Origin of the sequence: Actinomadura fibrosa (genome assembly GCF_900659615.1) — a bacterium.
Lineage (GTDB): Bacteria > Actinomycetota > Actinomycetes > Streptosporangiales > Streptosporangiaceae > Spirillospora > Spirillospora fibrosa.
The window spans coordinates 15,047-29,329 of sequence record NZ_CAACUY010000041.1; the positions used below are offsets into that span (position 1 = coordinate 15,047).

Sequence of the window (14,283 nt, forward strand, 5' to 3'; positions counted from 1 at the left end):
GCGTTCGAAGGAGTGCCATGCGAAAGATCGTCTACTCGATGTCGGTGTCGCTGGACGGGTTCTTCGAGGGGCCGGAGCGCGACATCGGCTGGCACAGGGTCGACGAGGAGCTGCACGGGCACATGAACCGGCAGTTCGCGCCGATGAGCGCGTTCCTAGAGGGGCGCGTCACCTGGGAGCTCATGGCGGACTACTGGCCGACCGCCGACACCGATCCGGAGAGCACCGAGACGGAGCGGGAGTTCTCCCGGATCTGGTGCGACATGCCGAAGATCGTGTACTCGCGGACGCTGGACCGGGCCGGGTGGAACACGACCATCGCGCGGGACGTCGTGGTGGACGAGGTGAAGGCGCTCAAGGCGCAGCCCGGTGGCGACATGGTGGTCGGTGGTGCCGACCTCGCCGCGACGTTCATCCGGCACGGCCTGGTCGACGAGTACTGGATCTACGTCCATCCGGTGGCGATCGGGCAGGGCAGGACGCCGTTCCCACCGGACGCGCAGATCCCGATGCGGCTCGTCGATACGCGGACCTTCGGAAACGGCGTCGTGCGCCTCCAGTACGAGAACGCGACCGGTGACGGGGACGCGGCATCCTAGGCCTTGTCTAGGTCATTCGGGGGGATCACGCGGCGTGGATCGGGGCCGGGTGAAGGGGTGGGTCAGCACAGGCCGCCGTCGACGGTGATGCTCTGGGAGCACGCTGTTGACGGTGAGGCGGCGGGCGCCGAGTTCACGGGCGGCGCCGCGGACGAGGTGTTCACCGGCGGCCTTGCTCGCCGCGTAGAGGGCTTCTCCCTGCGGATCGACGCGGGTGGCCGCGGAGGAGATGAAGACGATCTGGCCGCCGTCGCGCATCGCGCGCCCGGCTTCGCGGAGCGCGACGAACGTGGCGCGGGCGTTCAGCGAGAAGGTGTGCAGATAGTCACGGTCGGTGGCCGCGGTCAGCGGACCGCGCACGAACCCGGCGACGCTGTGCACCAGCACGTCCAGGCGACCGTAGTGCCGCTCGGCCGCGTCGAACAGTGTGCGGATTCCCTTCGGGTCGGCGACGTCCGCAGCGCCTGGTCCGGATCTCGCGGAGGCACTGCTCGAACTGTGCTGCGTGGTCGCGGGGGTCAGGGCCACCACCGGCCGCGAGCTCGGGCTCACTCCTCAGCAGGCGGCCGGACCTCCACGATCGCCGGGTCTGCCAGGTCGTCCTCACCGGTCAGGGCAGGGATCTGACCGGGACGGTAGAGTTCGCGCTCCGCCCGGTTCGCTGCGAGTCCGGACGGAGGGCCGTTGGAGGGCTGCCGATTCTCTGGAGGTCTTCGTGCCGACGCTTGTTCTGTCGCCTCGTTACACGTCCGACTCGAAGGTGTTGCGGAGTGCGGCGGGGCTTGCCGGGTGGCGGACGGAGCGGCTGAGCGGGTGGCGGGCGCCCGAGCGGCTGCGGGGCGAGGATGTGGCGCTGTACGGCGAGCCGACGTTCGTCGAGGTGATCGCGGCGCAGCTGGGTGTTGCGCTGCTGGACGTCCCGCAGGGGTGGCTGCCGGGGTTGCCGGAGCGGCACCGGCGGCGGTCGATTGACATGTCGACATTGGGGGACGTCCGCTCGTCGCTGGCGCGGCCGGTGTTCGTCAAGCCGGCGGACGGGCGCAAGGCGTTCGAGGGCAGGGTCTACGGCGCTCCCGGTGAACTCCCAGGGCCGGACGTGCTGGGCGATGATCTCGACGTGTTCGTCTGCGAGCCGGTGACCTGGGACGTCGAGTTCCGCTGCCACGTCCTGGACGGCGTGGTCGTGGCGATGTCGCCCTACCTGCGGGACGGTGAGCTCGCGCTGACGGACGAGGGGGTCTGGGCCACCGCGGACGGCGAGGCGGAGGCGGCCCGGGAGTACGCCGAAACGCTGATCGCGGAGGTCGAGGTGCCGCCCGCGATCGTGCTGGACGTCGGGTTCGTCCGGGGTCGCGGGTGGGCGGTCGTGGAGGCCAACGCGGCGTGGGGCGCGGGGCTGTACGGGTGCGATCCGCGTGCCGTCCTGGACGTGCTGGCGCGGGGGTGCGTCCGGCGGATCTCGGACGAGGATCGTCCGTGGGTGGTCGAGAAAGCCGAGGTCGATCGGGCTTTCGGTTAGCCGGTCGGTAGTCCGGGTGCGTGAATTCGCGCGCTCGGGCTTGACCTCAAGTTTTGTTGAGGTCTCAGAGTGTCCAGTGCGGGGTCGGCAGACCGGCAGGCGCCCCGTACGGCCCGGCGTTCGCGTCGGAGCCGGTGAGCCGCACGGACACTGAGGAGAACGGCATGAGCGACAACCCGCTCCGTCTTGCGATCATCGTCGCCAGCACCCGGGAGGGTCGGTTCGGTCCGACCGTCGCGACGTGGTTCGCCGGCGAGGCCGCGAAGCACGCGGACCTGGCCGTCCACGTGATCGACGTGGCCGACACGCCGCCGCCGAGCGCGCTCGGCGCCGCGCTGCCTCCCGAGGAGGGCGCGCGGTTCCAGGAGGTGACCGAGAAGCTCCAGGCGGCGGACGCGTACACCGTGGTGACCTGCGAGTACAACCACAGCTTCCCCGGCACGTTGAAGAACCTGATCGACACGCATTTCTTCGAGTGGCGCGCCAAGCCGGTCGCGTTCGTGTCGTACGGCGGGCTCGCGGGCGGGCTGCGCGCGGTCGAGCACCTGCGGGGGGTCTTCGCGGAGCTGCACGCGGTGACGGTCCGCGACACGGTCAGCTTCCACAGCCCGTGGAACTGGTTCGGCGACGACGGGCGGCCGAGCGACGCCGAGGGCGCCGCGACCGCCGCCAAGGGGATGCTCGACCAGCTCGTGTGGTGGGGGTACGCCCTGCGCGAGGCCAGGTCCGTCCGTCCGTACGAGGCGTGACGGCGATGGCTGCGACGAGAACGGCGTCGCGGACGGGTTCGGCGTCCGCGACGGGTTCGAGGCCCATGCTCATCGCCCTCGTGCTGGTGCTCGGGTCGGTGATGATCACGCTGGACACGACGGTCGTGAACGTGGCGCTCAACCGGCTGTCCCAGGACTTCGACGCGCCGCTCGGCACGATCCAGTGGGTGGCGACGGGCTACTCGCTCGCGCTCGGGGCGGTCATCCCGAGCACCGCGTGGGCGGTCGGGCGGTTCGGCGCCCGGCGGCTCTACCTCGGCGCGATCGTCGCGTTCGCGGCGGGGTCGCTGCTCGCCGGGCTGGCGTGGAACATCGGGTCGCTGATCGCGTTCCGCGTCCTCCAGGGGTTCGGCGGCGGCATGGTGATGCCGGTCGGGATGACGATCCTGCTGCGCGCGGCGGGTCCGGAGCGGCTCGGCCGGTTCATGAGCACGCTCGGGCTGGCGATCCTGGTCGGGCCGCTGGCCGGTCCGGTGCTGGGCGGCTGGCTGATCGACGAGGTGTCCTGGCGGTGGATGTTCTTCATCAACCTGCCGATCGGGGCGGCGGTGGTGGTGCTCGCCGCGCGGATGTTCCCGCGGGACGTCCCGGAGGAGCGCCGCCCGCTGGACGTGCCGGGGCTGCTGATGCTGTCCCCGGGGCTCGCGGCCCTGATCTACGGCGTGACCAGGGGCGGCGACCAGGGCGACTTCGGTTCGCCGGGGGTGCTGGCCGCGCTGGCGGCGGGCGCGGTGCTGATCGTCGCGTTCGTGGTGCGGGCGCTGACGGCCCGGCATCCGCTGATCGACCTCGGCCTGTTCCGCGACCGGACGTACGCGGCGGCCGCCGGGACGCTGACGCTGTTCACGCTCGGGTACTTCGGGTCGATGCTGCTCCTGCCGCTCTACTTCCAGGTGGTGCGGGGCGAGAGCGCGACGATGGCGGGGCTGCTCGGCATCCCGTTCGCGTTCGGCTCCGGCACGGCGGCGCAGTTCGCGGGACGGCTGGTGGACCGGGTGCCGCCCGGGCGGCTGGTCCCGGTGTCGGTCGCGACGTCCCTCACCGGGTTCGTGCTGCTCACCGTGCAACTCGACGCGGACGCGCCGTACTGGGGGCTGTGCGGGGCGATGCTGCTGATGGGCGCCGGCGGCGGCGCGACGGGGATTCCGGCGATGACGGCGGCGACGCGCGGCATGTCGCACGGCCAGGTGCCCGCGGCGAGCACGACGGTCAACATGATCAACACGACGGCGATGGCGATCGGGATGGCGCTGGCGTCGGTGATCCTGTCGGCGCTGATGAGCGATCTCGTCCCGGCCGGCGGCGACGGCGGCGCGCTTCAGGCGCTGCACAGGCTGACCCCCGAGGCGCATGCGGCGATCGCGCAGCCGCTCGCTGACGCCTTCCAGCAGACGTACCTGTTCACGCTGGCGATGCTGACGCTGTCCCTCGTGCCCGCGTTGCTCCTGCCGCGCCGGGTCAAGGAGCCGCACGATTGACCGTCCCGGATTAGGAACCCCCGGATCGGATGGCCGATCCGGGGGTCGGGCCGTGAGGGCCCGGGACGCCGGCTGATCCTGCCGCCGCTGCGGGGCCTCGCGGGTCCGTGAGGCGCGCCGTCAGGCGGCGGGCGGGATGGTGTGGTTCAGCCGGAACAGGCCGGACGGGTCGTGGACGGCCTTCAGCTCGGCGAGCCTCCGGTAGGCGGCGGGATCGTACGAGGCGCGCACCCGTTCGGGCGTCGCGTCGGCGCCGAACAGGAAGTTGAGGATCCGGCCCGTCTCCCGCTCGGCGAGGAGATCGCCGAACCGGTCGTGCAGCGCGCGCACGGGCTCGTCCTGGACGTCCGGGCCGAGCTTGGACAGCAGGCCGACCAGGTGGCCGGGGCGGCGGCGGACGGCGCTCGGGACGGCGGGCGCCTCGGCCATCGCCCCGCCGAGCTGCCGGATCTCGACGATGGCGCGGTCCGGCGCGCCCGGCCCGGCGAGGTCGAGCAGGCCCGTGACCGTGTCGGTGTCGAGCTCGTCCAGCGTCACGTTCGTCGCCCGGTACGCCATGGGGATCGGCGGCTCGTTGTGGATCGTCGCGGACTCGGTGTACGGCATGTCCGCGACGGTGTCGATCAGCCGCGGTCCGACCGCGCGGAGCGGAGCGATCAGCCGTTCGCCCTCGGCCGCGTCCCCGAGATGGGCAATCCGGACATGGGCGACGTGGCGCCCGCGCAGCGGTTCCGGGAACGCCGGGACGTCGGGGACCGGCATCAGCGCGATCGACGAGGTCATCGTGTCGGGCACGGTCGTCGTCCACGTCCGCCACGCCTCCAGCGCCGCCGGGACGAGGTCGGCGTCGAAGTACAGGCCGCCTCCGTACAGGCGCGTGACCGGCAGCAGCCCGATCTCCAGGCTCGTCACGACACCGAAGTTGGCACGGCCGCCGAGCAGCGCCCAGAACAGGTCGGGATCGCCGTCCGGCGTGACGTGCCGCAGCCGGGCGTCGGCGGTCACGACGTCGATGGACCGGACGTGGTCGGCGGCGTACCCGTACCGCCGCGACATCAGGCCGACGCCGCCGCCGAGGGTGTACGACACCGCGCCCACCCCCGGCGACGAGCCGCTCAGCGGCGCCAGCCCGTGGGACGCGGCCTCCGGGACGACCTGCGCCCAGCGCACGCCCGCCTCGATCCGCGCGCTCCGGGCCGCGGCGTCCACGCGGAGGCCCGCCATCCGGCGCGTGCTGATCAGCAGCCCGCCGTCGGCGGCGAGCGGGAGCCCGTGCCCGGTGTTCTGCACGGCGACCGGCAGCCCGTGCCCCGCCGCGTACTCGACCGCCGCCCGCACGTCCTCGGCGCCGATCGCCCCGACGATCACGCTCGGACGGTGCGGATCGGCGGTCTGGAAGCCCGTCCGCTCTTCGTCGTAGCCCTCGTCGCCCGGCTCGAAGACGGGCCCCTCGACCTTGGCGCCCAGTGCCTTGTGCGTGCTCATCACTGCCCCCAGTGATCGGTGTCCTTTCCTTCCCCGACCATCCTGGTGAGGACGTTCCCATAAGTCCAAGAGATAGATCTTCTTAAGATGAGCAGGGTTGGTTATGGCGCAGCCCGTGCCGGGACCTGCCGCCCGGCACGGGCTGCGCGGGCCGGTCAGAGTTCCTTGAGGTAGCCCGAGTCGACGGCGAACTCCGCGCCCGTCGTGCTCGCCGAACGCGGCGAGGCGAGCAGCGCGACGACGTCCGCGACCTCCTGCGGCTCGGCCAGCCGGCCGGTGGTGAGGCCCATCATCTCCGGCGCGACGCTGTCCATCACGGCGTCCCGGTCGGCGCCGGTGGCTCCGGCGAGGACGTCGGCCGCGCCACCCTCCTCCGTCCACCACGCCGTGCGGACCGGGCCTGGCGACACCGTGTTCACCCGGACGCCCTGCGGCCCGTACTCCTCCGACAGGCCCAACGTGAGGTTGTTCAGCGCCGCCTTCGCCGCGTTGTAGTCGAAGTTCATCGGTCCCGGGCGGCGCGCGTTCCCCGAGGAGACGTTGACGATCGACGCCGCGTCGCTCTCCAGCAGGTGCGGGATCGCCGCCCGGACCGCGCGCACCACCGCGAACAGGTTGAACTCGAACATCGCGCGCCAGTCGTCGTCCGACGGCGTCAGGAAGCCGAACCGCGGCAGGGTCGCGCCCGGCGGCGGGCCGCCCGCGTTGTTGACCAGGACGTCCAGGCGGCCGAACGCCTCCACCGCGCGCTCCACCGCCTGCGCCGGCGCGTCCGGGTCCATGAGGTCCGCCGCCACGTGCAGCAGGTCCGGGCCGGCGAGCGCGTCCAACTCCGCGGTCGGCTTGCGGGAGACGGCGACCACGCGGGCCCCCTCGTCCAGCAGCGTCCTGACGACGGCCAGCCCGATTCCCTTCGAGGCGCCGGTGACGACCGCGGCCTTGCCGGTGAGCTTCAGGTCCACGAGGTTCCCTTCCTCCGAGCGCGCCGTCTCTCGGCGCGCCGCACCCCCTGAACCCCGCCCGTCCCGCAGCGGTTGCGGTCACTCGTCCGGATCGTCCAAGCGGCTGAGGACGGTGTTGTGGACCTGCTGGAAGATCACCGAGGTGCGGAAGCCCGCGATCTCCTTGCGCTTGCTGAGGCCGTCCACCAGGAAGGCGTGCAGGTGGTCGAGGTCCTGGACGCCGACGTGCAGCACCAGGTCGTCGCCACCCGCGACGACGAAGATGCTGATCACCTCGGCCATCCGGGAGACGTCCTCCTTCGTCCGGTTGATCACCGTCCGGCTGAGCGGCCGGACCTGGAGCGACACGAGGGCCTGCACGCCGCGGTTCAGCGCCGGCAGGCTGATGTCGGCGTGGTAGCCGCGGATGACGCCGCGCCGGGTCAGCGCCTTCACCCGTTCGAGGCAGGTGGACGGCGCGATGCCGAGCGTCCGGGCCAGTTCGCGGTTCGACTGCCGGGCATCCGTCTGGAGAAGCCGCACGATCTCCGAATCAAGTTCGTCCATGCCCGGATTATCGCGCCGATTCCGAACGTCCGTTCAGATAGCCGTCATGCCCGGCGGCCATATGGCTACTTTCGGGACGTCGCATCGGTCGTATGGACGTGGGGGCGCCATGGGAAGCGGGAGCGGTCACCGGCTGGGGCTCGGGCAGGGCACGGCGCTCCTCGTCGGCGCGGTCCTCGGCCCCGGCGTCCTGGCCCTGCCGCACCTGGCCGCGGCGGCCGCCGGACCAGCGTCGATCATCGCGTGGGCGGCGCTGCTGGCCCTCAGCGCGCCGATCGCCCTCACCTTCGCGGCGCTCGGCGCGGACCGTCCGGACGCGGGCGGCGTCGCGACGTTCGCGGCCCGCGCCTTCGGGCCGCGCCTCGCGACCGCCGCGGGCCTCTGCTTCTTCGCGGCCGTCCCGGTCGGCGTGCTGGCGGGCGCGCTCATCGGCGGCGACTACGTCGCCTCGGCCGCCGGGCTCGGACGCTTTGGAACCGTCGGCGTCGCCCTCGCGCTGCTGCTCGCCGCGTTCGCCGCCAACCACGGCGGCCTGCGCACGTCCGGGCGGATCCAGCTCGTCCTGGTCGCGCTGCTCGCGGCGCTGCTCGTCGCCGCGGTCCTCGCCGCCGGACCGCACATCCGGACGGCCGCGTTCACCCCGTTCGCCCCGCACGGGCCGCTCGGCGTCGTCCACGCGGCCGGGGTGCTGGCCTTCGCGTTCGCCGGCTGGGAGGCGGCGAGCCACCTGTCGGCCGACTTCGCCGACCCGCGCCGCCTCCTGCCCCGCGCCACCGCGCTCACCCTCGCCGTCGTCGCGGTCCTCTACCTGTCCCTCGCGGTCGCGGTGACGGGCGTCCTCGGCGAGCGCGCGGCGTCCTCGCCCGTCCCGCTCGCGCTGCTGCTGGAGGACGGCATCGGCGCGGACGCGGCGCGGCCCCTCACCGCCGGGGCGGCGCTCGTCCTCAGCTTCGTCGCCATGAACACCTACGTCGCGGGCGGTGCCCGGCTCGGCGCCGCGCTCGCCCGCGACGGCGCCTTCCCCGCGCCCCTCGCCCGCGGGTCGGCGGCCGGTGAGGTGCCGCGCCGGAGCCTCGCGCTGCTCGCGGTCCTGACCGCCGTCCTGTCCGCCGCCGTCCTGTGGGGCGGGCTCGGGCTGGACCCCCTCATGCGCGTCACCGCCGCATGCCTTGCCACCGTCACCGTGATCGGGATGGCGTCGGCCACCCGCCTCCTACCCGGACGCCGCCGCGCCCTCGCGTACGCCGCGACGTTCTTCGCCGGCGCGGTGACGCTGTCGTGCGGCCTGTACCTGGCCGTACCGGGGGCCTTGGCCGCGTCCGCCCTGCTGCTGCGACCGCGCCGGCGTCCGTCCGCGCCCTGCGAGCCCGTGCCTCCGCTGGTGGTCGCGGATCCGACTCCTTGCGACGCTCTCGGCGATGGCGCGGCGCTAAGGTGATCAGCCGGGGAAAGGCTTCCGAGGGCGCGCGTCGTCCGTCCTTCTGAAGCAAGGATTTGCGCGGCTCGACAATTTCTTGCGTTGCTTTCTTCAGCGGGCTTGTCGCTCACGGCAGCGCTGGTCACCTGCACGGACGGTCGGAGCTTCCGGCGCCTGTAGCCGTTTGCGCCTGATGGCGGCCATTTGCAGGGTTGGCACGTACCAATATCGAGAAATTGCGTATGTCGATGCATGTATTGCATTGCCATGTTCGCCTTTATATGTTCCTCGCAATCGAGCGCTCCCTACGGCTCGACCGCGGCACCATGCGCCGGCTTCCGCCGCTCCTCCCAGGCAGGTGTCCACCCCCCGCACTCACCACAAGGGAGCAGAACCAGCGATGAGACAGAAGTACCTGCGCGTCCTGCTGGTCATGGCGCTGGTCGCGACCGGGCTGCTCGGCCCGGTGGCGTCCCCGGCGGTCGCGGCCGAGACGAACCTCGCGCTCGGCAAGACGGCATCCGCCAGCAACGCGAACGGCGAGTACACCGCCGCCAACGTCAACGACGGCAACCAGGCCACGTACTGGGAGAGCGTCAACAACGCCTTCCCGCAATGGGTCCAGATCGACCTGGGCGCCTCCGTGGACACCAACAAGGTCGTCCTGAAGCTGCCGACCGCGAACTGGAGCGCCCGCACGCAGACCCTGTCGGTGCAGGGCAGCACCAACGGGACGTCCTTCACCGACCTGGTGAGCTCTGCCGGGCGCGTCTTCGACCCCGCCTCCGGCAACACCGTCACGCTGACCTACGGCACCAGGCTCACCCGCTACCTGCGCGTCCAGATCAGCGCCAACACCGGCTGGCCCGCCGCACAGCTGTCGGAGCTGGAGATCTACGGGCCGAGCACCGGCGACCAGACGCCGCCGACCGCTCCGTCCGGTCTCGCGTTCACCGAGCCGTCCCCCGGGCAGATCCGGCTGACCTGGAACGCGTCCTCGGACGCGGTGGGCGTGACCGGCTACGACGTCTACGCCAACGACGCGCTGCGCGGCAGCGTTGCCGGGAACGTCCTCACCTACACGGACACGCAATCGGCTTCGGCGACCGTGTCGTACTACGTCCGCGCCAAGGACGCGGCGGGCAACGTGTCCGCCGGCAGCAACGTCGTGACGCGGCAGGGGCAGGGCGGGGGGACCAACCTCGCCGCGGGCAAGCCGATCACCGCGTCGTCGCACGTGTTCTCGTTCGTCGAGGCGAACGCCAACGACGGCAGCACCGCGACGTACTGGGAGTCGGACTCGGGCGCCTACCCGGCGACGCTGACCGTGAGCCTCGGCGGGAAGGCCGACGTCTCGTCCGTCGTGGTCAAGCTGAACCCGGACGCGGCCTGGGCGACCCGCACGCAGACCTTCGAGGTGCAGGGCCGCGGCAGCCCGACCGCGTCGTTCACGACGATCAAGCCGTCCGCCGCGTACACGTTCGACCCGGCCACCGGGAACGCGGTCACGATCCCGGTGACCGCGACCACCGCGGAGGTCCGGCTGAGGTTCACCGCGAACTCCGGGGCGCCCGGCGCGCAGGTCGCCGAGCTCCAGGTCATCGGCACTCCCGCGCCGACCCCGGACCTGACCGTCACGGACGTCTCCTGGGCTCCCGCGTCCCCGATCGAGACGGACGCGATCACGCTGCGGGCGACGGTCCGCAACGCCGGGACGGGCGCCGCCGACGCGAGCGGCCTCGACTTCCTGATCGGCGGGCAGAAGGCGGCGTCCGCGCAGGTCGGAGCGCTGGCGGCGGGCGCGTCGACGACCGTGTCGGCGTCCATCGGCACGAAGGACGCCGGGTCCTACACGGTCGGCGCCACGGCGGACGCGGGCGACGACAACATCGAGCTCAACGAGACCAACAACACGCTCACGGCCGCGTCCAAGCTCACGGTCGGGCCCGTTCCCAGCTCGGACCTCGTGGCGCAGGCCGTCACCTGGAGTCCCGGCAACCCGCAGAACGGCGACGCGGTCACCTTCTCGGTGACGCTGCGGAACGACGGGACCCTGGCGTCCGCGAGCGGCTCGCACGGCATCACGCTGACCGTCCTGGACGGTGACGGGAACGCGGTGAAGACGCTGAGCGGCTCCTACAGCGGCGCGCTCGCACCGGGTGCGACCACCGCCCCGATCGCGCTCGGGACGTGGACGGCGGCCAACGGCCGGTACTCGGTCCGGACGGTCATCGCCGACGACGCCAACGAGGTGCCCGTCAAGCGCGGCAACAACACCGCCACGCAGGCGCTGTTCGTCGGCCGCGGCGCGAACCTGCCGTTCGACATGTACGAGGCGGAGGACGGCGTGCTCGCCGGCGGCGCGTCCGTCGTCGGCCCCAACCGGACGGTCGGGGACCTGGCGGGCGAGGCGTCCGGGCGCCGCGCGGTCCGGCTGACCGCGACGGGCAGCAGCGTCGAGTTCACCACCAGGGCCGACACGAACACCCTCGTCACCCGGTACTCCATCCCGGACGCGGCGGGCGGCGGCGGCATCTCCTCGACGCTCAACGTCTACGTGAACGGGACCTTCCTCAAGACGATCGACCTCACGTCCAGGTACACGTGGGTGTACGGCGACGAGGCGAGCCCGAACAACTCGCCCGGATCCGGACCGGCCCGGCACATCTACGACGAGGCCAACCTGATGCTCGGCACGACCGTGCCGAAGGGCAGCAAGATCAAGCTCCAGAAGGACGCGGCCAACACCAGCACGTACGCGATCGACTTCGTCAACACCGAGCTGGCGGCCGCGGCGCCGAACCCCGATCCGGCGAAGTACGCGGTGCCCGCCGGGTTCACCCACCAGAACGTCCAGGACGCCCTGGACAAGGTCCGCCAGGACTCCTCCCTGACCGGCGTCTACCTGCCGCCGGGCGACTACGAGACCGCGCAGAAGTTCCAGGTCTACGGCAAGGCCGTCAAGGTCGTCGGAGCGGGCCCATGGTTCACCCGCTTCCGCACCCCCGCGAATCAGGAGAACACCGACGCGGGCTTCCGGACGGAGGCGTCCGCGAACGGCTCCACGTTCTCCGGATTCGGCTTCTTCGGCAACTACACCTCGCGCATCGACGGCCCCGGCAAGGTCTTCGACTTCACCGGCGTCAAGGACATGACCATCGACAACGTCTGGGCCGAGCACGTCGTCTGCCTGTTCTGGGGCACCAACGTCGACACGTCCACGATTAAGAACGCGCGGATCCGCGACACCTGGGCGGACGGCCTCAACTTCACCAACGGCAGCAGCGGGAACCTCGTCAGCAACGTCGAGACCCGGACCACGGGCGACGACAGCTTCGCGCTGTTCCCCGCCACCGACAACGTCAACGAGCAGGAGACCGGCAACGTCTTCGAGAACCTGACCTCGCTGCTGACGTGGCGCGCGGCGGGGCTCGCCGTGTACGGAGGCGGCGGCAACACCTTCCGCAACATCCACATCGCCGACACGCTCGTCTACTCGGGGATCACGATCGCGACGCTGCGGTTCGGGTCCATCCCGGCCCTCGGCTTCGAGTCGTCCCCGCAGACGCGGTTCGAGAACATCTCGCTCGTGCGGGCCGGCGGCCACTTCTGGGGACAGCAGACGTTCCCGGCGCTGTGGCTGTTCTCCGGCGAGTACCCGTTCCGCGGCATCCGGATCTCCGGCCTCGACATCGTCGATCCGACCTACTCGGGGATCATGTTCCAGACGAAGTACAACGGCGGCCCGCTCAACCCGATCACGGACACGGCCTTCACCGGCGTCAGCATCTCCGGCGCGCGCAAGAGCGGTGACGCGTTCGACGCCAAGTCCGGCTTCGGCATCTGGGCCAACGAGATGCCCGAGCCCGGGCAGGGACCGGCGGTCGGCTCGGCGAGCTTCACCGGCCTGCGATTCAGCGGCAACTACCAGGACATCCGGAACACCACCACCACGTTCACGATCACCCAGAACCCCTGATCCGGGGCGCGGGACCGCGGGTGTTGGGAGGCACCCGCGGTCTCCGCGTTCCGGGACGGGCTCCATGCCTCGCCGCGGCGGCCGGGCCACGGCCTCAGCAGCCGACCGTCTCGGGCGCCCTGACATGCTCGGGCACACCGGGCTGGCCGGAGGCGACGGGCGTCGCGGACGCGCCGGAGGCGACGGGCGTCGCGGAGGCATCGGGCGGCACGGGCGCGGCGGGCTGACCTGATGTGGCGCGGAGGGTGGGGTAGTCGGTGTAGCCGGTCTCCCCGCCGCCGTACCAGTACTCGTCGCGCATCGGGTTGAGCGGGGCGTCCCGGCGCAGCCGCTCGACGAGGTCGGGGTTGGCGAGGAACGCCCGGCCGAGCGAGACGAGATCGGCCCCCGCGTCCAGCAGCCGCTCGGCCTCGCGCCGCCCGCCGTCCACCGGGAAGGGCGCCGGCCACGGCAGCGCCGGGTTGGCGATCAGCGTGCCGCGCCAGCCGCCGCGCAACGCGTGGAAGAGGGGCGTGCCGGGGTCGGCCCACACGACGTGCAGGTAGGCGAGGCCGAGGTCATCGAGCTCGCCGAGCAGCGCCGGGTAGATGGCGGCGGTGTCGCCCTCGTCGATGCCGTGGCCGGTGAAGCCCGGGGCGACGCGCAGCCCGACCCGCTCGGGCCCGATCGCGTCGGCGACCGCCCGGACGACCTCGACGGCGAACCGGACGCGCGCGGAGACGGAGCCGCCGTAGGCGTCGGTGCGGTGGTTGGTGCCGCGGGCGAGGAACTGGTGGATGAGGTAGCCGTTGGCGCCGTGCACCTCGACGCCGTCGAAACCGGCGTCCACGGCGTTGCGCGCGGCGGCGGCGAAGTCCGCCACGGTGGACCGGATCTCGTCGAGGGTCATCTCGCGCGGGACGACGCCCGGCTGGGACCCGCCCGGAGTGTGGATCGTGTCCGGGAACCGCACGGCGGACGGCGCGACGGGGTGCAGGCCGCTGTTGTCGGGATGGCCGATCCGGCCGCCGTGCTGGACCTGCAGGAACATCCGGCCGCCTTCCGCGCGGACGGCGTCCGTGACCCGCCGCCATCCCGCCACGTGCCCGGCGCTGTAGATCGCGGGAATGCCGGGATAGGTCCGCCCGACGGCGTTCGGCGTCGTGGCCTCCGCGATGATCAGCCCGGCGGAGGCGCGCTGCGCGTAGTAGTCCGCCATGATCGGCCGCGGGGTGCCGTCGGCGGCGGCGCGGTTGCGGGTCAGCGGCGCCATCACCAGCCGGTTGGGCAGGTGGAGGCGGCCGACGTGGGCGGGCTCGAACAACCGAGACCCGGTGGCGGCCCCGCTCGCACCGGACGTGCCCGTGCCGGACGTGCCCGTGCCGGACGTACTTGTGCCGGACGTACTTGTGCTCGACATGGTCGTGTCTTCCCTTCTCGTGTCAGGAGGCCGCCGTCCGCGGTCGCGTTGACGTGACCGACTGTGCCGGGGAGCGCTTCGGGGCGGCTGAGGGTCCGCTGACGGCCGCTGATCAGCGCTGTGTACGGT

11 protein-coding genes are annotated in these 14,283 nt (G+C 72.2%); 6 read left to right on the plus strand and 5 right to left on the minus strand.

Annotated features, from left to right (window positions below; translation table 11 throughout):
- Positions 1–17: 17 nt before the first annotated feature.
- Entirely contained in the window at positions 18–599 is a 582-nt protein-coding gene (locus E1300_RS16830) for a dihydrofolate reductase family protein (RefSeq protein ID WP_131757950.1), read from the plus strand.
- 12 nt (positions 600–611) lie between these two features.
- Here E1300_RS16830 and E1300_RS16835 read toward each other — a convergent pair whose 3' ends face one another.
- Positions 612–1,151, minus strand: coding sequence for an SDR family oxidoreductase (locus E1300_RS16835; protein ID WP_131757951.1), 540 nt, complete (start codon positions 1,149–1,151; stop codon positions 612–614).
- Between the two features lie 163 nt (positions 1,152–1,314).
- On the opposite strand from E1300_RS16835, the gene E1300_RS16840 reads away from it, so the two are divergent.
- The 3 genes from E1300_RS16840 to E1300_RS16850 all read left to right on the plus strand — a co-directional run bounded on the left by E1300_RS16840 (position 1,315) and on the right by E1300_RS16850 (position 4,366).
- Positions 1,315–2,118, plus strand: a complete 804-nt coding sequence (locus E1300_RS16840) for an ATP-grasp domain-containing protein (protein WP_131757952.1) — start codon at positions 1,315–1,317, stop codon at positions 2,116–2,118.
- Between the two features lie 164 nt (positions 2,119–2,282).
- Positions 2,283–2,867 (plus strand): NADPH-dependent FMN reductase, encoded by a 585-nt coding sequence (locus tag E1300_RS16845; RefSeq protein ID WP_131757953.1) that lies wholly within the window; start codon positions 2,283–2,285, stop codon positions 2,865–2,867.
- 5 nt (positions 2,868–2,872) lie between these two features.
- Complete coding sequence (locus E1300_RS16850; RefSeq protein WP_131757954.1) at positions 2,873–4,366, plus strand: DHA2 family efflux MFS transporter permease subunit; 1,494 nt, start codon at positions 2,873–2,875, stop codon at positions 4,364–4,366.
- A gap of 120 nt (positions 4,367–4,486) precedes the next feature.
- On the opposite strand, the gene E1300_RS16855 is transcribed toward E1300_RS16850, so the two are convergent.
- From E1300_RS16855 to E1300_RS16865, 3 genes are all read right to left on the minus strand, one after another.
- Positions 4,487–5,851, minus strand: coding sequence for an FAD-binding oxidoreductase (locus E1300_RS16855; protein WP_131757955.1), 1,365 nt, complete (start codon positions 5,849–5,851; stop codon positions 4,487–4,489).
- A gap of 155 nt (positions 5,852–6,006) precedes the next feature.
- Entirely contained in the window at positions 6,007–6,813 is an 807-nt protein-coding gene (locus tag E1300_RS16860) for an SDR family NAD(P)-dependent oxidoreductase (protein ID WP_131757956.1), read from the minus strand.
- 78 nt (positions 6,814–6,891) lie between these two features.
- Positions 6,892–7,359 (minus strand): Lrp/AsnC family transcriptional regulator, encoded by a 468-nt coding sequence (locus E1300_RS16865; protein ID WP_131757957.1) that lies wholly within the window; start codon positions 7,357–7,359, stop codon positions 6,892–6,894.
- A gap of 109 nt (positions 7,360–7,468) precedes the next feature.
- On the opposite strand from E1300_RS16865, the gene E1300_RS16870 reads away from it, so the two are divergent.
- Positions 7,469–8,797 (plus strand): APC family permease, encoded by a 1,329-nt coding sequence (locus E1300_RS16870; RefSeq protein ID WP_131757958.1) that lies wholly within the window; start codon positions 7,469–7,471, stop codon positions 8,795–8,797.
- 379 nt (positions 8,798–9,176) lie between these two features.
- The gene (locus E1300_RS16875; protein ID WP_131757959.1) at positions 9,177–12,755 is read left to right on the plus strand and encodes a galactose-binding domain-containing protein; all 3,579 of its coding nucleotides are present in this window, start codon (positions 9,177–9,179) and stop codon (positions 12,753–12,755) included.
- Between the two features lie 94 nt (positions 12,756–12,849).
- Here the strand turns inward: E1300_RS16875 and E1300_RS16880 are convergent, their stop codons facing one another.
- Complete coding sequence (locus E1300_RS16880) at positions 12,850–14,154, minus strand: oxidoreductase (RefSeq protein ID WP_131757960.1); 1,305 nt, start codon at positions 14,152–14,154, stop codon at positions 12,850–12,852.
- Positions 14,155–14,283: the final 129 nt, after the last annotated feature.